General features: G+C 65.5%; 15 protein-coding genes and 1 tRNA gene. 1 reads left to right on the forward strand and 15 read right to left on the reverse strand.

The window, feature by feature from the left end; all coding sequences use genetic code 11:
- Window positions 1–53 precede the first annotated feature (53 nt).
- The 14 genes from rpoB to pncB form a co-directional block, all read right to left on the reverse strand.
- Window positions 54–4,175: a DNA-directed RNA polymerase subunit beta gene (rpoB, locus tag AB6806_RS21465; protein ID WP_038358281.1), complete on the reverse strand. Its 4,122-nt coding sequence runs from the start codon at window positions 4,173–4,175 to the stop codon at window positions 54–56.
- Between the two features lie 371 nt (window positions 4,176–4,546).
- On the reverse strand, window positions 4,547–4,927 hold the full coding sequence (gene rplL / locus AB6806_RS21470; RefSeq protein ID WP_038358279.1) for a 50S ribosomal protein L7/L12: 381 nt from the start codon (window positions 4,925–4,927) through the stop codon (window positions 4,547–4,549).
- Window positions 4,928–4,975: 48 nt separating this feature from the next.
- Window positions 4,976–5,491 carry a 50S ribosomal protein L10 gene (rplJ, locus tag AB6806_RS21475; RefSeq protein WP_038358277.1) on the reverse strand — a complete coding sequence of 172 codons (516 nt, stop codon included), beginning with the start codon at window positions 5,489–5,491 and terminating at the stop codon, window positions 4,976–4,978.
- Window positions 5,492–6,005: 514 nt separating this feature from the next.
- The gene (rplA, locus tag AB6806_RS21480; protein ID WP_038358275.1) at window positions 6,006–6,704 is read right to left on the reverse strand and encodes a 50S ribosomal protein L1; all 699 of its coding nucleotides are present in this window, start codon (window positions 6,702–6,704) and stop codon (window positions 6,006–6,008) included.
- A gap of 13 nt (window positions 6,705–6,717) precedes the next feature.
- Entirely contained in the window at window positions 6,718–7,149 is a 432-nt protein-coding gene (gene rplK / locus AB6806_RS21485) for a 50S ribosomal protein L11 (protein ID WP_038358273.1), read from the reverse strand.
- Between the two features lie 156 nt (window positions 7,150–7,305).
- Window positions 7,306–7,737, reverse strand: coding sequence for a ribbon-helix-helix domain-containing protein (locus tag AB6806_RS21490; protein ID WP_051987425.1), 432 nt, complete (start codon window positions 7,735–7,737; stop codon window positions 7,306–7,308).
- An 85-nt stretch (window positions 7,738–7,822) separates the two neighbouring features.
- Window positions 7,823–8,425 carry a DJ-1/PfpI family protein gene (locus tag AB6806_RS21495; RefSeq protein WP_191124249.1) on the reverse strand — a complete coding sequence of 201 codons (603 nt, stop codon included), beginning with the start codon at window positions 8,423–8,425 and terminating at the stop codon, window positions 7,823–7,825.
- 100 nt (window positions 8,426–8,525) lie between these two features.
- Window positions 8,526–9,059 (reverse strand): transcription termination/antitermination protein NusG, encoded by a 534-nt coding sequence (gene nusG / locus AB6806_RS21500; RefSeq protein ID WP_038358269.1) that lies wholly within the window; start codon window positions 9,057–9,059, stop codon window positions 8,526–8,528.
- Between the two features lie 14 nt (window positions 9,060–9,073).
- Window positions 9,074–9,268, reverse strand: coding sequence for a preprotein translocase subunit SecE (gene secE, locus AB6806_RS21505; RefSeq protein ID WP_038358268.1), 195 nt, complete (start codon window positions 9,266–9,268; stop codon window positions 9,074–9,076).
- Between the two features lie 165 nt (window positions 9,269–9,433).
- The gene (locus AB6806_RS21510; RefSeq protein WP_370955540.1) at window positions 9,434–10,165 is read right to left on the reverse strand and encodes a methyltransferase domain-containing protein; all 732 of its coding nucleotides are present in this window, start codon (window positions 10,163–10,165) and stop codon (window positions 9,434–9,436) included.
- A 52-nt stretch (window positions 10,166–10,217) separates the two neighbouring features.
- Window positions 10,218–10,293 (reverse strand) — tRNA-Trp (locus AB6806_RS21515).
- Window positions 10,294–10,502: 209 nt separating this feature from the next.
- Window positions 10,503–11,693 carry an elongation factor Tu gene (tuf, locus tag AB6806_RS21520; RefSeq protein ID WP_112581612.1) on the reverse strand — a complete coding sequence of 397 codons (1,191 nt, stop codon included), beginning with the start codon at window positions 11,691–11,693 and terminating at the stop codon, window positions 10,503–10,505.
- 127 nt (window positions 11,694–11,820) lie between these two features.
- The gene (locus AB6806_RS21525; protein ID WP_370955541.1) at window positions 11,821–12,468 is read right to left on the reverse strand and encodes a DUF1444 domain-containing protein; all 648 of its coding nucleotides are present in this window, start codon (window positions 12,466–12,468) and stop codon (window positions 11,821–11,823) included.
- Between the two features lie 71 nt (window positions 12,469–12,539).
- Complete coding sequence (pncB, locus tag AB6806_RS21530) at window positions 12,540–13,817, reverse strand: nicotinate phosphoribosyltransferase (protein WP_038359834.1); 1,278 nt, start codon at window positions 13,815–13,817, stop codon at window positions 12,540–12,542.
- A gap of 193 nt (window positions 13,818–14,010) precedes the next feature.
- Between pncB and glpD the strand changes: the two genes are divergently transcribed.
- Window positions 14,011–15,561, forward strand: a complete 1,551-nt coding sequence (glpD, locus tag AB6806_RS21535; protein ID WP_142022587.1) for a glycerol-3-phosphate dehydrogenase — start codon at window positions 14,011–14,013, stop codon at window positions 15,559–15,561.
- A gap of 346 nt (window positions 15,562–15,907) precedes the next feature.
- Here glpD and tssH read toward each other — a convergent pair whose 3' ends face one another.
- Window positions 15,908–18,643 (reverse strand): type VI secretion system ATPase TssH, encoded by a 2,736-nt coding sequence (tssH, locus tag AB6806_RS21540; protein WP_370955542.1) that lies wholly within the window; start codon window positions 18,641–18,643, stop codon window positions 15,908–15,910.
- Window positions 18,644–18,651 lie beyond the last annotated feature (8 nt).

The following is an 18,651-nucleotide window of genomic DNA, read 5'->3' on the forward strand; positions in this document are numbered from 1 at the left end:
CCGTAGGCCGGCGGCGTGAGTGCCGCCGGCAATGTTCAAGGCTCGGTCGCGGCTTATTCGGCCGCTTCGGCGGGCGGCAACTCGCCCGGCTTCACCTTGTTGTTGATCAGCTCGACGTTGAGGCCGAGCGAGCGCATCTCCTTGACGAGAACGTTGAAGCTCTCGGGGATGCCCGCCTCGAAGTTGTCCTCGCCGCGCACGATCGACTCGTAGACCTTGGTGCGGCCCGCGACGTCGTCCGACTTCACCGTCAGCATTTCCTGCAGGGTGTAGGCGGCGCCGTAGGCTTCGAGCGCCCAGACCTCCATTTCGCCGAAACGCTGGCCGCCGAACTGCGCCTTACCGCCCAGCGGCTGCTGGGTGACGAGCGAGTACGGACCGATCGAACGCGCGTGGATCTTGTCGTCGACCAGGTGGTGCAGCTTGAGCATGTAGATGTAGCCCATCGTCACCTTGCGGTCGAAAGGCTCACCCGTGCGGCCGTCATAGAGGGTCGACTGACCCGACGAGTGCAGACCAGCCTGCTCCAGGAGCCGCTCGATATCGGCCTCCTTGGCGCCATTGAACACCGGCGTCGCCACCGGCACGCCGCGGCGCAGGTTCTGGCCCATCTCGACGAGCTCGTTCTCGTCCATCGAGGCGATGATCTCGTTATCCTCGTAGACGGCGTCGAACTGAGCCTTCAGCGCCTTGAAGTCGCTCGTCTTCTTGTAGGCGTCGAGCGCCTTGCCGATCTGCTTGCCGAGACCGGCGGCCGCCCAGCCCAGATGCGTCTCAAGGATCTGACCGACGTTCATGCGCGAGGGCACGCCCAGCGGGTTCAGCACGATGTCGGCATGGGTGCCGTCCTCGAGGAACGGCATGTCCTCCACCGGCACGATGCGCGAGACCACGCCCTTGTTGCCGTGACGGCCGGCCATCTTGTCGCCCGGCTGGATCTTGCGCTTCACCGCGACGAAGACCTTGACCATCTTCATCACGCCCGGAGGCAGCTCGTCGCCGCGCTGCAGCTTCTCGACCTTGTCGAGGAAGCGCTGCTCGAGGCGCTTCTTCGACTCGTCGTACTGCTTCCGCATCGCCTCGATCTCGGTCATCAGCGAGTCTTCGGCGGTAGCGAACAGCCACCATTGCGAACGCGGGAACTCGCTCATCACCTCGCGGGTGATGACCGTGTCCTTCTTGAAGCCCTTCGGACCGGCCAGGCCGGTCTTGCCGGTCAGGATCTCAGCCAGACGCGCGAAGGTGTTGCGGTCCAGGATCGCCTGCTCGTCGTCGCGGTCCTTGGCGAGACGCTCAATCTCCTCGCGCTCGATCGCCTGGGCGCGCTCGTCCTTGTCGACGCCGTGGCGGTTGAACACGCGGACCTCGACGATCGTGCCCTGCACGCCGGGGGGAACGCGCAGCGAGGTGTCGCGAACGTCCGAGGCCTTCTCGCCGAAGATGGCGCGCAGCAGCTTCTCTTCCGGCGTCATCGGGCTTTCGCCCTTCGGCGTGATCTTGCCGACGAGGATGTCGCCCGCCGCCACTTCCGCGCCGATATAGACGATGCCGGCTTCGTCGAGGTTCTTCAGCGCCTCTTCCGAAACGTTCGGAATGTCGCGCGTGATCTCCTCCGGGCCGAGCTTGGTATCGCGGGCCATGACCTCGAACTCCTCGATATGGATCGAGGTGAAGATGTCCTGGGAGACGATGTTCTCGGAGAGAAGGATCGAGTCCTCGAAGTTGTAGCCGTTCCACGGCATGAACGCGACGAGCACGTTGCGGCCGAGCGCGAGCTCGCCGAACTCGGTCGACGGGCCGTCGGCGACGATGTCGCCCTTCTTGACGACGTCGCCGACGCGCACCAGCGGACGCTGCGTGATGCAGGTCGACTGGTTCGAGCGCTGGAACTTCTGCAGCCGGTAGATGTCGACGCCCGGCTTCGTCGGGTCCATCTCGTCGGAAGCGCGGATGACGATACGGGTCGCGTCGACCTGGTCGACGACGCCGGAACGGCGGGCCGCGATCGCGGCGCCCGAGTCACGGGCGACGACCGCTTCCATGCCGGTGCCGACGAAAGGCGCGTCGGCGCGAACCAGCGGCACCGCCTGACGCTGCATGTTCGAGCCCATCAGCGCGCGGTTCGCGTCGTCGTTCTCGAGGAACGGAATCAGCGCCGCGGCGACCGAAACGAGCTGCTTCGGCGACACGTCCTGGAAGTCGACCTTGTCGACCGGCGTGACGATGACCTCGCCGGCGCGGCGGCAGACGATCAGGTCGTCGGTCAGGCGGCCTTCCTTGTCGACGGCGGCATTGGCCTGGGCGACGTTGTACTTCGCCTCTTCCATCGCCGAGAGATAGATCACCTCGTCGGTGACCTTGCCGTCGCGGATGCGGCGATACGGGCTCTCGATGAAGCCATACTTGTTCACCCGCGCGAAGGTGGCGAGCGAGTTGATCAGGCCGATATTCGGGCCTTCCGGCGTCTCGATCGGGCAGATGCGGCCGTAATGCGTCGGATGCACGTCGCGCACCTCGAAGCCGGCGCGCTCGCGGGTCAGACCGCCCGGGCCAAGCGCCGAAAGACGACGCTTATGCGTGACTTCGGAGAGCGGGTTCGTCTGGTCCATGAACTGCGAGAGCTGCGAGGAGCCGAAGAACTCGCGCACGGCGGCAGCCGCCGGCTTGGCGTTGATCAGGTCCTGCGGCATGACCGTGTCGATATCGACCGAGGACATGCGCTCCTTGATGGCGCGCTCCATGCGGAGGAGGCCCAGGCGATACTGGTTCTCCATGAGCTCGCCGACCGAGCGCACGCGGCGGTTGCCGAGATGGTCGATGTCGTCGATCTCGCCCTTGCCGTCGCGCAGGTCGACCAGCGCCTTGACGACCGCGAAGATGTCCTCCTTGCGCAGGATGCGCACAGTGTCCTCGGCGTCGAGGTCGAGGCGCATGTTCATCTTGACGCGGCCGACGGCCGAGAGGTCGTAGCGCTCCGGGTCGAAGAACAGCGACTGGAACATGTTCTCAGCCGTCTCGAGGGTCGGCGGCTCGCCCGGACGCATCACGCGGTAGATGTCGAACAGGGCTTCCTCGCGGCGCGAGTTCTTGTCGACGTTCAGCGTGTTGCGGATGTAGGGACCGACCGTGATGTGGTCGATGTCCAGCACCGGGATCTCGTCATAACCGTCATCGGTGAGCTGCTTGAGCAGCTTCTCGGTGATCTCTTCGCCGGCCTCGGCATAGACCTCGCCCGTCGCCGGGTTGACCAGGTCCTCGGCGATGTACTGGGTGTACAGGTCCTCGTCCTGCGCGCGCAGGAACTTGAGGCCCTTCTCGGCGAGCTGGCGGGCAGCGCGGGCGACGAGCTTCTTGCCGGCCTCGACCACGACCTCGCCGGTGTCGGCGTCGATCAGGTCTTCGGTCGCCTTGAAGCCCTTCATGCGCTCCGCGTCGTAGGGAACGCGCCAGCCCTTGGCGTCCTTGGTGTAGGTGATGTGGTTGTAGAAGCGGCTGAGGATCTCCTCGCCGTCCATGCCGAGCGCGAACAGCAGCGAGGTGACCGGGATCTTACGCTTCCGGTCGATACGGGCGTAGACGATGTCCTTGGCGTCGAACTCGATGTCGAGCCAGGAGCCGCGATACGGGATGATGCGCGCGGCGAAGAGCAGCTTGCCCGAGGAATGGGTCTTGCCCTTGTCGTGGTCGAAGAACACGCCCGGCGAACGGTGCATCTGCGAGACGATGACGCGCTCGGTGCCGTTGACGATGAAGGTGCCGTTATCCGTCATGAGCGGCATGTCGCCCATGTAGACATCCTGCTCCTTGATGTCCTTGACGGACTTGGCCTGGGTGTCCGGGTCGATATCGAACACGATCAGGCGCAGCGTCACCTTGAGCGGCGCCGAGAAGGTCATGCCGCGCTGGCGGCACTCGTCGACGTCGTATTTCGGCGGCTCGAAGGTGTACTTCACGAACTCCAGCAGCGAGGCGCCGGAAAAATCGCCGATCGGGAAGACCGACTTGAAGACGGACTGCAATCCCTCGTCAGGCCGGCCGCCCTTGGGTTCGTCGACCATCAGGAACTGGTCGTAGGACGCCTTCTGAACCTCGATGAGGTTCGGCATCTCCGCCACTTCCTTGAGCTTGCCGAAGAACTTGCGGACGCGCCTGCGACCCTGGAGCGAATTGACCATGTTGTTCCTCGCGTTCTGTGGGCATCTTCCGGCAAGTCGCCGCCAATTTGGCGGCCACGCTCCGTAAGGTCCCAACCTCTCCGTTCAGAGCCTGTACCGCCGCCGGCCCTCGGAAGGTCCGCCATCGGTTTCGGCTCCATGGACGGCTCACCCGGCGGTCCGGCCGAGGCGGCCTCGGGCCGCCGGGTGAGCCGTTCGGCGCATCGGCGCCGACCCACGTCTTCGTTCAGAGCTTCACCGCAAGGTTGCGGCTCGCTCCCGCGACAACTCCCGCGCACCAGCGCGGAAACGACGCAACAGCCCCGGAGGCGTGGAGCGCCCCGGGACTGTCTGTTTTGACTACGGTCGGACCGGCATCAGCCGGCCCAAGCTCACTTGAGCTCGACCTTGGCGCCGACGGCCTCGAGCTGCTTCTTGAGCTTCTCGGCCTCGTCCTTGGCAACGCCTTCCTTGACCGGCTTCGGAGCGCCCTCGACCAGGTCCTTGGCTTCCTTGAGGCCCAGGCCGGTGATGGCGCGGACTTCCTTGATCACCTCGATCTTCTTGTCGCCGGCGGCGGCAAGAACGACGGTGAACTCGGTCTGCTCTTCAGCAGCAGCGGCGGCAGCGCCACCGGCAGCCGGGCCAGCCGCAACGGCGACGGCGGCGGCAGCGGAAACGCCCCACTTCTCTTCGAGCAGCTTGGCGAGGTCAGCGGCCTCGAGAACGGTGAGCGACGACAGCTCGTCGACGAGCTTGGCGAGATCGGCCATGTTTAACTTCCTGTCTTAAGAGGTTCGAACGATAAGGGTTTGCTGGCTTCAAGCCGCATTCTTGTCGGCGTAAGCCTGAACCACGCGAGCCAGCTTGCCGGCGGGCGCGTTCGTGAGCTGCGCGAGCTTGGTAGCCGGGGCCTGGATAAGGCCGATAAGCTTGGCACGCAGTTCGTCGAGCGAGGGCATCGTGGCCAGGGCCTTGACACCATCGGGGTTCAGGGCGGTCTTGCCCATCGCGCCGCCCAGGATGACGAGCTTGTCGTTCTCCTTGGCGAAAGCGCTGGCGACCTTCGGCGCCGCGACCGGATCGTTGGAATAAGCGATCAGGGTGGGACCCGTCAGCAGGTTGCTGATGGACGCGACGTCGGTGCCTTCAAGAGCGATCTTGGCCAAGCGGTTCTTTGCGACCTTAACAGTGGCGCCATTGGCCTTCATCTCGCGACGAAGCTTCTGGAACTGGGCCACGGTCAAGCCCGCATAGTGGGCCACGACGACGACCGACGTGTTCGCAAACACATCGTTCAGCGACGCGACGGCATCTTTCTTTGCCGCTTTATCCACTGGGCTCTCTCCGGTAGGCGACAAGCTTTCGAGGGCTCGCCGCCGGTTGCAAATGCCGCTCCTGGAACCCCGGTTGACACCGGCGTTCGGCAAAGCGACGCTTGATGCCCTGTCCCCGCTCCCGAGCCTCGATGGAGAGGCCGCGACCGGGCGAGATGGTTCGAACCGTCTTTCCGGATCTTGCGATCCGGGAGTAAGCTCTTGCACCGTCTATGCAGGCCTCTTGGCGAAATTATGCTCCCGGCCGAAGCCGAAACGCACCTGCAGTCTCAGACAGGACTGGATGATTCTCCCCCGGGAAATCACTCCCCCGTCCTCAAATCACCCAATTTTCAGCGGAAACCCGCCGAAAAACGCGAAACGGACCCCTTCGTGTCAAGCACGCCGGAGCCCCATCACTCATGGAAACAGGCGTGCGTATAGCGCTTTCGCCTGCTTCTGCCAAGTAGGCTCTTGACATCACGAAATCAAGAGCGGGTGGGCGACCGGAAAAACCGGCCGCCCTGATCGAGGATCAGCCGCCGACGACGGTGTTCGGCTCGACCTTGACGCCCGGGCCCATGGTCGACGAGATCGCGACGCGCTGGATATAGGTGCCCTTGGCGCCGGCCGGCTTGGCCTTGGCGACGGAGTCGACGAACGCCTTGATGTTCTCCGAGAGCTTCTCGGCCGAGAACGAGGCCTTGCCGACGGCGGCGTGGATGATGCCGGCCTTCTCGACGCGGAACTCGACCGAACCGCCCTTCGAGGCGGCGACGGCGGCGGTGACGTCCATGGTCACGGTGCCGACGCGCGGGTTCGGCATCAGGCCGCGCGGGCCGAGCACCTTACCGAGACGGCCGACGAGACCCATCATGTCCGGGGTCGCGATGCAGCGATCGAAGTTAATCTCGCCCTTCTGGACGGACTCGACCAGTTCCTCGGCGCCGACGATGTCGGCACCCGCGGCCTTGGCCTCGTCAGCCTTGGCGCCACGGGCGAAGACGGCGACGCGCAGCGTGCGGCCCGAGCCGTTCGGCAGGTTGCAGACGCCGCGGACCATCTGGTCGGCGTGACGCGGATCGACGCCGAGATTCATCGCGATCTCGACCGTCTCGTCGAACTTGGCGTTGGCACGCTCCTTGACGAAGGTGACGGCCTGATCGAGCGGGTACAGCTTGGTGCGGTCAATGCCTTCACGGCCCTTGACGACGCGCTTTCCGATATGTGCCATTGTCAGCCTCCCCTCAGCCCACGACTTCCAGGCCCATGGACCTGGCAGAGCCACGGATCATGGCCGAAGCCGATTCGACGGTGTCGCAGTTGAGATCGGCCATCTTCTTCTCGGCGATCTCGGCGATCTGCGCGGTCGTAACCTTGCCGACATTGCCGCCCTTGCCCGGGGTCTTCGAGCCCGAGGTCAGGCCGGCGGCCTTCTTCAGCCAGTACGAGACCGGCGGCTGCTTCATCTCGAAGGTGAAGGAGCGATCGGCATACGCGGTGATGATCACCGGGATCGGCATGCCCTTTTCCATCTGCTGGGTCTTCGCGTTGAAGGCCTTGCAGAATTCCATGATGTTGAGGCCGCGCTGACCGAGCGCGGGACCGATCGGCGGCGACGGATTGGCCGCGCCCGCCGGAACCTGAAGCTTCACGTAGCCCGTGATCTTCTTTGCCATGATGGCTGCTCCTGCCGTCCGCTCCGCTGCCTATCGGAACGACGACGCCCCTGCCTGCCGACGCTCTTCGCCGGGGCCGGGGTGGTTGCAGTGCGTGGTGCGGCGCCTGTGATCCGGCTGGCGACCGGCACGCCTTCCACGCGGTTAAGGCGGGGCCTATGGCACAGGCGCACCGGAAAGGGAAGCCCCTCGCACCGCTTTGTCCGTCTCGCGCCGGACCGCCAGGCGGCGACCTTCGGCGTCGCGGCGCCGCGCCTCGCGCGCCAGGATGCTCTCGGCATCGAGGTCACGGATCGGGATGGCCCGGTCTTGCGGCACGTCACCTTCCAGCTGAAGCGCCAGATAGCGCCCGCAGCAGACCCTGAGAAAGGATGAGAAATTCTCGACCTCTCCCCGCGTCTCGAGCAACTCCTCGTGCAACCGCGTCAACAGTTGCATCAGGGTCATGCCGTCGCGCTGGGCGATTTCTTCCAGGACGCGCCAGTAGAGATTCTCCAGCCTCACGCTGGTGGAATAGCCGCGCATCCGCACCGATTTGAGCCGCGTCTGCCACAGCCCGGCATCGGCTCCGACGAAAAGCCTGCACATGGGCGCCTCCGATCAGGTTCCCGCGAGCGGCATCATAGGCTGGCGGAGGTGAGCTCCGCCAGCCCTTGCCGGCAAGCGACGAGACTCAAGCGGCCTGACGCTGCTGGCCGTGGCTGATCGTCGTGCCAAGGACGTTGAGAAACTGCGACAGCCAGGCGGGATGGGCCGGCCAGGCGGGTGCCGAGACGAGATTGCCGTCAGTGACAGCGCCATCGATATCGATGTCCGCATAGGTGCCGCCGGCAAGCTCGACCTCGGCGCGGCAGGCCGGATAGGCCGAGCAGGTGCGGCCCTTCAACACGCCCGCGCCCGCCAGGAGCTGAGCGCCATGGCAGATCGCCGCCACCGGCTTTCCGGCGGTGAAGAAGTGCCGGACCATCTCGACGACCTTGGCGTTCAGGCGCAGATATTCGGGCGCCCGTCCGCCGGGAATGACCAGCGCGTCGTAGCGGGCCGGGTCGACATCGGCGAAGCTGGCATTCAGCGCGAAGTTGTGGCCGCGCTTTTCGGAATAGGTCTGCTGGCCTTCGAAGTCGTGGATCGCGGTCGCGATCGCATCGCCAGCCTTCTTGTCCGGGCAGACCGCGTGGACGGTATGACCGACCGCAAGCAGCGCCTGGAACGGGACCATGATCTCATAGTCCTCGCCGAAATCGCCGACGATCATCAAAATGCGTTGGCCGCTCATGCTACCCTCCCCGTGTTCCCGCCTTGGTTGGCGGTCACGAGACAGAATAGTCGGAGCGGCCGTTTGCGGGTGTTATCCGGTTAACGCGCGAAGGCGCCGCTCAGAGCTTCTCGACCTGGCTGTATTCCAGCTCGACCGGCGTGGCGCGGCCGAAGATCGAGACGGCGACCTTGAGGCGGGTGCGGGCGTGATCGACATCCTCGACGACGCCGTTGAAGGAGGCAAAGGGGCCATCGGCCACCTTGACCTGCTCGCCGATCTCGAAGACCACCGTCGGCTTCGGACGCTCGATGCCCTCGGCGACCTGGCCCTTGATCCGCATCGCCTCATGCTCGGGGATCGGCATGGGCTTGGCCTTGTCGGCGCCGAGGAAGCCGGTGACCTTCGGCGTGTTCTTGATGAGGTGGTAGACCTCGTCGGTCATCTCGCACTTCACCAGCACATAGCCGGGGAAGAACTTGCGCTCGGTATCGACCTTGCGGCCGCGGCGGACCTCGACGACCTTCTCGGTCGGCACCAGCACCTCGTCGAACTTGTCGGCGAGGTTGCGCTGCGCCGCCTGGTCACGGATCGACTGGGCGACCTTGTTCTCGAAGTTGGAATAGGCGTGGACGATGTACCAGCGGGTGCTCACGTGCGTATTTCCGTTCAACGGGCGCCGAGGATGATGCCGAGGCCCCAGCGGATGATGGTGTCGGTGAAGAGGAAGAACAGGCTGGAGACGACCACCATGGCGAGCACGAGGCCCGTGGTAATCAGCGTCTCCCGGCGCGAGGGCCAGGTGACCTTGGCCGCCTCGGAGCGCACGTCCTGCAGGAACTGGAAGGGATTGGATTTCGCCATGAACCACCTCGGGTTCCGAACCGGTCCGCGACCCCTGCCGCGACGCCGAATCGGCCGTCCTGAAACATTCGCGGCGCGGGACCCGGGGGGTCGCGCGCCGTCATCGACCGCCCTCTTACATCGCCTTAGGCCTTTAGCCAAGACCCTTTCGGGGCGTGGGCCGCTTCAGCTCCGCCGTGCCGCGATCAGCAGGAAGAACGGCCGCTCGCGCTCCCTGGCCCAGCTCGGTTCGGACGCGACCTGCTCGCGGCTCGGCCCCCATTCGACCAACCGATCGAGCGAAAAGCCCGCCGCCCGCAACAGGTCGAGATAAGTCGCGATCGTACGGTGACGCTTGACCACACCCTCCGCCAGCCAATTGCTGACCCTCTCGCCCTCGTCGAGATAGCCGTTGACCGGCCAGCTCGCCCGCCCGTCGGCATCGAGGAGCCACTCCTGCCGAACCGGCGCCGTCATGATCGGATGCTCGACCGAGCAGACCAGCGCCCCACCCGGCTTCAGCGCCCTATGCACGCGTCCGAACAGCGCGTCGAGACCTGCGATGTAATGGAAGGCGAGCGAGCTATAGGCGAGATCGAAAGCTCCGGCCGCCGGCACGAAGCTTTCCAGATCGGCCAGCTCATAGCGAATGCGGGAATCGTCTGTCTCGCGCCCCGCCCGCGCCAGCATGTTCTCGGAAACATCGACGCCGAGGACGCTCGCAGCCCCCTCGCCCGCCGCGAATCGGCAGAACCAGCCGAAGCCGCAGCCGAGGTCGAGTACGTGCTTGCCCCGCAGATCCGGCAGCATGGACCGCAGCACCGGCCATTCCGGCGCCCCGTCCAGCCCATGGATGGAACGCGGCAGGCGGCTATAGCCCGCAAAAAAGGTTTCGTCGTCGTAGATGTTCTGGGTCATGGCGCTCGAAGAACCGCTTTGCGGTTTGCGCTGCAGCCGCCCGAAAAGCGACTGGCAGGGGCGGTAGGGCTCGAACCTACGACAACCGGTTTTGGAGACCGGTACTCTACCAACTGAGCTACACCCCTGTAGTCGGGCGATCCTTTGCCTCAAGGCGCGGAGGTTTTCAAGTCGAAAACGCAGCCGGCTTCAACACATCTCCGCAATAACGAAAAGGGCGGCGTTTCCGCCGCCCTTCTCAACACATATCGACCGAAATCCCGATCAGGCGATGATCGAGGCGACGACGCCGGCGCCGCAAAGTCTGCGGTTTACGCGGACGTCGTCGTTGCTTCGATCAAGCGATGATCGAAGCAACCACGCCTGCTCCAACCGTACGACCGCCTTCGCGGATGGCGAAGCGCAGCTTCTCTTCCATCGCGATCGGGGCGATCAGCGTCACCTCCATCGAGATGTTGTCGCCCGGCATCACCATCTCCGTGCCCTCGGGCAGCGTCACCACGCCGGTCACGTCCGTCGTGCGGAAGTAGAACTGCGGGCGGTAGTTGGTGAAGAACGGCGTGTGACGGCCACCCTCTTCCTTCGTCAGGATGTAGGCCTCGGCCTTGAACTTCGTGTGCGGCTTCACCGAGCCCGGCTTGCACAGCACCTGGCCGCGCTCGACGTCCTCACGCTTCGTGCCGCGCAGCAGCGCGCCGATGTTGTCGCCGGCCTGGCCCTGGTCGAGCAGCTTGCGGAACATCTCGACGCCCGTCACCGTCGTCTTCACGGTGTCCTTCAGGCCGACGATCTCGATTTCCTCGCCGACCTTGACGATGCCGCGCTCGACGCGGCCGGTCACCACCGTGCCACGGCCCGAGATCGAGAACACGTCCTCGACCGGCATCAGGAACGGCTGGTCGATCGGACGCTCCGGCTGCGGGATGTAGTCGTCGACCGTCTTCATCAGCGCGATCACCGCGTCATGGCCGATTTCCGGCGTGACGTTGTCGAGAGCGGCCTTGGCCGAGCCCTTGGTGATCGGAATGTCGTCGCCGGGGAAGTCGTACTTCGAAAGGAGCTCGCGGATCTCCATCTCGACGAGCTCCAGCAGCTCGGCGTCGTCGACCAGGTCGACCTTGTTCATGAACACCACCAGCGCGGGAACGCCGACCTGGCGCGCCAGCAGGATGTGCTCGCGGGTCTGCGGCATCGGGCCGTCGGCCGCCGACACCACCAGGATCGCGCCGTCCATCTGCGCCGCACCCGTGATCATGTTCTTCACATAGTCGGCGTGGCCGGGGCAGTCGACGTGAGCATAGTGACGCGCCGGGGTCTCGTACTCGACGTGAGCCGTCGAGATCGTGATGCCGCGGGCCTTCTCTTCCGGCGCCTTGTCGATCTGGTCATACGCCGTGAACGACGCACCGCCCGACTCAGCCAGAACCTTCGTGATCGCAGCCGTCAGCGACGTCTTGCCATGGTCAACGTGACCAATCGTTCCAATGTTGCAGTGCGGCTTCGTCCGCGAAAACTTCTCTTTGGCCATGACACCCTTGTCCTCGAAGGCGGCCCTCCGGGGCCTAGAAACGCGGTCGCATTAGGGGTTTTTGCGCGGCGATGCAAGCCGGCCGGCCCCATCGACCTCCAGTGACGCCAGAGTGAGGAGGTCAGCGCTAATTCTTCACCATCCAGCGCCCCCGGACCCGCTGCAGAAGAAGGCTCGTCACCGAATAGCCCTCGCTCGGCATTCGGGCGATACGGCGCAGGCTCGCGACCGCCTCCGGATCGGCTCCGTCGCCGAAGGCCACGATGTCGCGCGCCGGCACCGCGACGACCAGCTCGGCAGGGAGATTCGGGATCGCGGACCAGACCTCTGGCAGCAGAATCAGCGCCGCATTGTAGTCAGCCTCGAAGGACAGGGACCGAACGGGACCATGTTCCTCGATCTGCAGGCGCGAGACCCTGCGCTTCAGGTTCTCCCGGCCGGCATTCATCATATCCTGGTTGCTAAGCCCGAACCGCTTTCCTTCGCCGCTCATGACGAAGCGAGATATGTCTTTGCGATCTTCTACGACGACGACCACGACATCGCCCACGAGCTCCGCGTGGACGATGCCCGGTGCAGGTTTCGGTTGGGCGCGCGCCTTTTCTTCAACCGCCGCGACGAAGGCTCGGTTCTTGACGGTGACCAGCAGCGAACTCTTGAAAGAAGCCGCATCGCGTTGAGGCGCACCGCATTCCGGGCAAACCGGTTCTTCAGCCCAGGATCGATCCGGCCACGCTGTGAGCATGGCGAACAACACAACCAGCAAGTGCAGCATACCGAGTCCCCCAACCCGCAACCACAATTGCGCATCGAGAACATAATGGCAACATCTTTACTTGCCCGCGGTCATGCAACCCCGAACACCCGCCGATAGCGCGCCACAGCCTCCGGGTCGCCCGAGACCTTCTCGGGATTGTCGGAGAGCTTCACCGCCGGGCGCCCGTTCGCCTTGGTGACCTTGCAGACCAGCGACATCGGATCGAGCGCGCGCGAACCGTCCGGCGAGCAGCCGACGAGATCGTTGGTCAGGTCGGTGCCCCAGCCGAAGGCCATGCGGACCTTCCCGTCGAAATGATGGTAGACGCGCTCGATGGCATCGACATCGAGCCCGTCGGAGAAGACCAGCAGCTTCTCGCGCGGATCGCGCCCGTGCGCGCGCCACCATTCCATGATCGTCTCGCCGGCCGGGATGGGAGGTGCGCTGTCCGGCCGGAAGCCGGTCCAGTCCGCCACCCAATCCGGCGCATGGCGCAGGAAGCTCTGCGTCCCGAAGGCGTCCGGCAGCGCGATCAGCAGGTTGCCGCCATAGACCTGCCGCCATTCGTCGAGCACCCGGTAAGGCGCACGCAGCAGCTCCTCGTCGGAATCGGCCAGTGCCGCCAGCACCATCGGCAACTCATGGGCGTTGGTGCCGATCGCCTCGAGATCGGTGTCCATCGCGAGCAGCACGTTCGAGGTGCCGCTGAAAGCCTTGCCCAGCCCCTCCTTCAGCGCCAGGACGCACCAGCGCTGCCAGAGATGGCCATGGCGGCGGCGCGTGCCGAAATCGGAGAGCCTGAGATTGGGCAGCTTCTGCAGCCGCTCGACCTTGTCCCACATCTTCGCCTTGGCGCGGGCATAGAGCACGTCGAGCGAGAAGCGCTTCTGGCCCAGCATGACGCGCCGCGCCCTGAGCTCGTTGATGATGGCGAGCGCCGGCACCTCCCACATGGTCGTGTGGGTCCAGGGGCCGTCGAAATGCAGCTCGTACTGGCCGTCGACCTTGCGCAGATCGTATTCGGGAAGCTGGAACTCGGCGAGCCAGGCCATGAAATCCGGCGAGAACATCTGGGTCTTGCCGTAGAAGCTGTTACCGGCGAGCCAGATCAGTTCCTTCTTGGTGAACCGCAATGAGCGGGCATGGTCGAGCTGCGCGCGCAACTCGCCCTCGTCGACGATGTCGGCGAGGCGGATATGCCTGGAACGGTTGATCAGCGAGAAGGTGACGCGGACTTCCGGATGGAAGGCCCGGATCATCTGCAGCATCAGGAGCTTGTAGAAATCGGTATCGAGCAGGCTGCGGATGATCGGGTCGAGCCGCCAGCCGTGATTATAGGTCCGCGTCGCGATGTCGGTGTAGATCATATCGGCAGCAGGTCCGGGAAAGCTCGGCGACGGAACGGCGAAGAACGGCGCATGGGCGCCGATGCCATCAGAACAATGCCTTGGCCGCCGGCGCAAGCGTGTCGCGCACAGGGCAGCCCGCGAGCGGCGCTCGACCATTGCCGCGCCCTCTCTCTCAAGCTATCTCGCCTGTTCGAACGGGATTCAAAAGCACATGGCGTCCGAAACCACATTGCCTGCGGCCGGCTTCGGCACCACTCCTTCTGCGCCCTATGATCTCGCGGTCATCGGCGGCGGCATCAATGGCTGCGGCATCGCGCGGGATGCGGCCGGGCGCGGCGCCTCCGTCGTGCTGCTCGAGAAGGACGACCTCGCCAGCGCCACCTCGTCGCGCTCGACCAAGCTGATCCATGGCGGGCTGCGCTATCTCGAACATTACAAGTTCCGGCTGGTGCGCGAGGCTCTGATGGAGCGCGAGCGGCTCTGGGCCATCGCGCCGCACATCATCCGGCCGCTGCGCTTCGTGCTGCCGCATCACAAGGGCCTGCGCCCGGCCTGGCTGCTCAGGCTCGGTCTGTTCCTCTACGACCATATCGGCGGCCGCAAGCTCCTTCCCGCGACGCGCACGCTCGACCTCGCCCATGATCCTGCCGGCAGGCCGCTCAAGGACGACAAGGCCAGGGCTTTCGAATATTCCGATTGCTGGGTCGAGGATGCGCGCCTCGTCGTGCTGAACGCCATGGACGCCGCCGTGCGCGGCGCCGCGATCCACACCCGCACGCGCGTCGCCGCCGCGATCCGCGAGGACGGGCTGTGGCGCCTGACGGCGGAAGGGCCGCAAGGCCGTTTCGACATCTGGGCGAAGGCGCTCGTCAACGCAGCCGGCCCCTGGGTCGGCGAGGTGCTGAACGGCGTCATCCACACCAATGCCAAGGCCGGCGTTCGCATGGTGCAGGGCAGCCACATCGTCGTGCCGAAGCTCTACGAGCACGACCGCAGCTACATCTTCCAGAATGCCGACGGCCGCATCGTCTTCGCGATTCCCTATGAGCAGGACTTCACCCTGATCGGCACGACCGACCGCGACTACCATGGCGATCCGGTCGATGTTGCCGCCACGCCCGAGGAGATCGCCTATCTCTGCGCCGCGGCGAGCGAGTATTTCAGCCGGCCCGTGACGCCTGAATCCGTGGTCTGGACCTATTCCGGCGTGCGCCCGCTTTATGACGACGGCGCCTCGAAGGCGCAGGAGGCGACACGCGACTACGTGCTGACGCTGGATGCCCCCGAAGGTTCGGCGCCGCTCCTCTCGGTCTTCGGCGGCAAGATCACGACCTATCGCCGCCTCGCCGAATCCGCCCTCGCCAAGCTCGCCCCCCACGCGCCCTGGGCTGCCCGCGCGACCTGGACGATGACGGGCGCCCTGCCCGGCGGCGATTTCCCGGTCAGCGGCTTCGACGCGCTCGTGAACGAGATCGCCGCCGCCCATCCCTGGCTCGAACGTCGCACAGCGACGCGGCTCGCCCGCAGCTACGGCACCCGCGCCCGCGAGATTCTCTCAGATGCGCAGGGCCTCACCGATCTCGGCCGTCCTTTCGGCGCCGATCTCTATGAGCGCGAGGTCCGCTATCTCATGCGCTCGGAATGGGCACGCCGCGCCGACGACGTACTCTGGCGGCGCGGCAAGCTCGGCCTGCGGCTCTCGCCGCAGGAGCGCGCGGCGCTGGACGACTTCATGCAGCAGGAAATCGCGGCAGCCGCCTGATCGGTTTTCCTTCGACAATACAGTTGCTTGCCCGCCGACGTGGAATCTTCTCGGCAAGTTCAAACTCGGCTCGCCCACGCCGCGAAACGTGTTTTGGTTTCATCCGAGCCACACAATCATCCCGGGCTTGACCCGGGATCCAGCGTAGAGCGCCGAGCCCTATGATGGATTCCGGATCGGCGCCGCTGTCGCGGCTTGTCCGGAATGACGGAACCGCTTCCGTGAGAAACGCGAGCCGCGGACCGGAGACGTCCAGCACTGCATCGACAAGCTGGAGCGCCAAGCCGCATGCGAACGAACGCATGGTCCTCCAGCCGCCATCAATCGCGGAGCGGAAGGCGGCGGCTCACGCCACCTGATAGGCGAAGCTGCCGTCCTCGACCGAGACCTTCGCCTCGGTCAGCGGCTTCTTCTCCAGTTGCAGGTTGAGGATCGCGCGCGACAGCGCCGGCAGCATCGAGTTGGTGATGATGTTGTCGATCATGCGCCCGCCCGAATCCGGGTCGTTGCACTGGCCGACGATGTGCTCGACCACCGCGTCGTCATAGACGAAGGCCGCCTTGTGGTTCTCGCTGAGCCGCTTGCCGATGCGCCCGAGTTGGAGGCGGACGATGCCAGCCAGCATGTCCGAGGAGAGCGGATAGTACGGAATCGTCACGAGCCGCCCGATCAGCGCCGGCGGGAAGACCTTGAGCAACGCCGGACGCAGGCTCACCGCCATAGCCTCGGGATCGGGCTTGGCCGCACCGTTCGCCGCCATGCTCATGATCTCGTCCGTGCCGACATTCGAGGTCAGGATGATCAGCGTGTTCTTGAAATCGATGCGCCGGCCGGTGCCGTCCTCCATCTGGCCCTTGTCGAAGACCTGGAAGAACAGCTCGTGCACGTCGGGATGCGCCTTCTCGACCTCGTCGAGCAGCACCACCGAATAGGGCTTGCGCCGGACGGCCTCCGTCAGCCGGCCGCCCTCGCCATAGCCGACATAGCCGGGAGGCGCGCCCTTCAGTGTCGAGACGGTGTGCGCCTCCTGGAACTCGCTCATATTGATGGTGATGACGTTCTGCTCACCGCCATAGAGCGCCTCCGCCAGCGCCAGAGCCGTCTCGGTCTTGCCGACGCCGGAGGGGCCGCAGAGCATGAACACGCCGATCGGCTTGTTCGGGTTGTCGAGCCGGGCGCGGTTGGTCTCGATGCGCTTGGCGATCATGCCGATGCCATGCCCCTGCCCGACCACGCGCCTGTTCAGCGTCTCGGCGAGGTTGAGCACGGTCTCGATCTCGTCCTTGACCATCCGTCCGACCGGGATGCCGGTCCAATCCGAGACGACCGAGGCGACCGACTGCTCGTCGACATGGGCGTAGATCATCCGATTGGCCGGATCGATCTCGCCAAGCGACGCGAATTTGGCGTTGAGCGCGGCGCGGGCATCCTCGGGATCGGCTGCAGGTTCCCCGGTCGGAGCCGATACCTCCGGCGCTGCGGCGCCGGCATCGACGCTCGCCTCCCGCGGCACGGCCTCGGCCTTGGGATCGGCGCCCGGTGCCTTCTCGCCGAGCTTGGTCCGCAGCGCCTTGATCTCCTCGACGATGGCAAGCTCGCTCGCCCAGGCGGCTTCGAGGGCGGTGAGCTTCTCCCGCTTCTCCGCGATCTCGACCTCGATCTCACTGAGCCGCTTGGCGCTGTCGGTGCCGAGATCGGCATCGGCGGTCAGCGCCGCCTTCTCCTGCTCCAACGCATTGATCGCGACGCGCGCATCCTCGATCGCGGCCGGGGTCGCGCTCTGGCTGATGGCGACGCGGGCGCAGGCCGTGTCGAGCAGGCTCACCGCCTTGTCGGGAAGTTGGCGGGCCGGGATATAGCGCGAGGAGAGCGTCACCGCCGCGACGATGGCGGCATCCGAGATGCGGACCTTGTGATGCTTCTCCATCGGGCCGATCAGCCCGCGCAGCATGGTGCAGCAGCGCGCAACGTCCGGCTCGTCGACCTGTACCGGCTGGAAGCGGCGGGTCAGCGCCGGGTCCTTCTCGAAATATTGCCGGTACTCCGACCATGTCGTCGCCGCGATGGTGCGCAGCGTGCCACGCGCCAGCGCCGGCTTGAGCAGGTTCGCGGCATCGCCCGTGCCCGCCTGCCCGCCGGCGCCGATCAGCGTATGTGCCTCGTCGATGAACAGGATCACCGGCGTCGGCGAGGATTGCACCTCGTCGATCACCGAGCGCAGGCGCTGCTCGAACTCGCCCTTCATCGAGGCGCCGGCCTGCATCAGGCCGATATCGAGCGCGCAGACCTTGACCCCCTTGAGCGGCGGCGGCACATCGCCCGCCGCGACGCGCTGAGCGAAACCCTCGGCGATCGCGGTCTTGCCGACGCCGGCCTCGCCGGTGAGGATCGGATTGTTCTGGCGCCGGCGCATCAACACGTCGATGACCTGCCGGATCTCGTCGTCGCGGCCGAGGATCGGGTCCATGCCGCCCTGGCGCGCTTTGGCGGTCAAATCCTGCGAGAAGCGGTCGAGCGCGGTCGTGCCCTTCGGCCCTTCGGCCGCCTCGGCGCCCGGCGTGCCGGCGGCGCGCAGGCCCGAGCCATCCATCGGCCTTAAGTTCTCCTCTTCCGAGCTTTCCCAGATCTTGCCGTAGCCTGCCGCGAGCTCCTCGACCGGGATCTTGGCGAATTCCTTGGAAAGCCCGGTGAAAGCCCGGCGCAATTCGGTCGACTTCAGCGCCGCCACCAGCAGGTGCCCGGTCCTGATCTGCGTCTCGCCGAAGAACAGCGTCGCGTAGTGCCAGCCACGGTCGAGGATATCGACGATGTGGTTGGCGATGCCGGGCATCTCCGTCTCGTTCTTGCGGAACCCCTCGACGACACCGCCAAGGTCCATCAGCAGCCTGGCGCGATCGAGCTTGTAGTGGTCCGCGGTCAGGGTCAGGTCGTTGGCGCTGCCCTGCAGGATCTGCAACAGCCAATGCGCCAATTCGACATTGCGGTTCCCGGCACCCTTGGCCTGCCTCAGCGCCTGCAGGAAGGTGTCGTAGCCGATCCGGTTGAGCTTGCCTGTGACGGCTTCGAGGCTGATATCGGCCATGGTCGTCC

The organism is Allobosea sp. RCC_152_1 (genome assembly GCF_041360765.1).
Taxonomy (GTDB): Bacteria; Pseudomonadota; Alphaproteobacteria; order Rhizobiales; family Beijerinckiaceae; genus Allobosea; species Allobosea spartocytisi.

Coding starts and splice junctions, on each gene's coding strand:
- rpoB (WP_038358281.1), bottom strand. CDS start 4,175: ATGGTCAATTCGCTCCAGGGTCGCAGGCGCGTCCGCAAGTTCTTCGGC.
- rplL (WP_038358279.1), bottom strand. CDS start 4,927: ATGGCCGATCTCGCCAAGCTCGTCGACGAGCTGTCGTCGCTCACCGTT.
- rplA (WP_038358275.1), bottom strand. CDS start 6,704: ATGGCACATATCGGAAAGCGCGTCGTCAAGGGCCGTGAAGGCATTGAC.
- rplK (WP_038358273.1), bottom strand. CDS start 7,149: ATGGCAAAGAAGATCACGGGCTACGTGAAGCTTCAGGTTCCGGCGGGC.
- AB6806_RS21490 (WP_051987425.1), bottom strand. CDS start 7,737: ATGTGCAGGCTTTTCGTCGGAGCCGATGCCGGGCTGTGGCAGACGCGG.
- AB6806_RS21495 (WP_191124249.1), bottom strand. CDS start 8,425: ATGAGCGGCCAACGCATTTTGATGATCGTCGGCGATTTCGGCGAGGAC.
- secE (WP_038358268.1), bottom strand. CDS start 9,268: ATGGCGAAATCCAATCCCTTCCAGTTCCTGCAGGACGTGCGCTCCGAG.
- AB6806_RS21510 (WP_370955540.1), bottom strand. CDS start 10,165: ATGACCCAGAACATCTACGACGACGAAACCTTTTTTGCGGGCTATAGC.
- tuf (WP_112581612.1), bottom strand. CDS start 11,693: ATGGCCAAAGAGAAGTTTTCGCGGACGAAGCCGCACTGCAACATTGGA.
- AB6806_RS21525 (WP_370955541.1), bottom strand. CDS start 12,468: ATGCTGCACTTGCTGGTTGTGTTGTTCGCCATGCTCACAGCGTGGCCG.
- pncB (WP_038359834.1), bottom strand. CDS start 13,817: ATGATCTACACCGACATCGCGACGCGGACCTATAATCACGGCTGGCGG.
- glpD (WP_142022587.1), top strand. CDS start 14,011: ATGGCGTCCGAAACCACATTGCCTGCGGCCGGCTTCGGCACCACTCCT.
- tssH (WP_370955542.1), bottom strand. CDS start 18,643: ATGGCCGATATCAGCCTCGAAGCCGTCACAGGCAAGCTCAACCGGATC.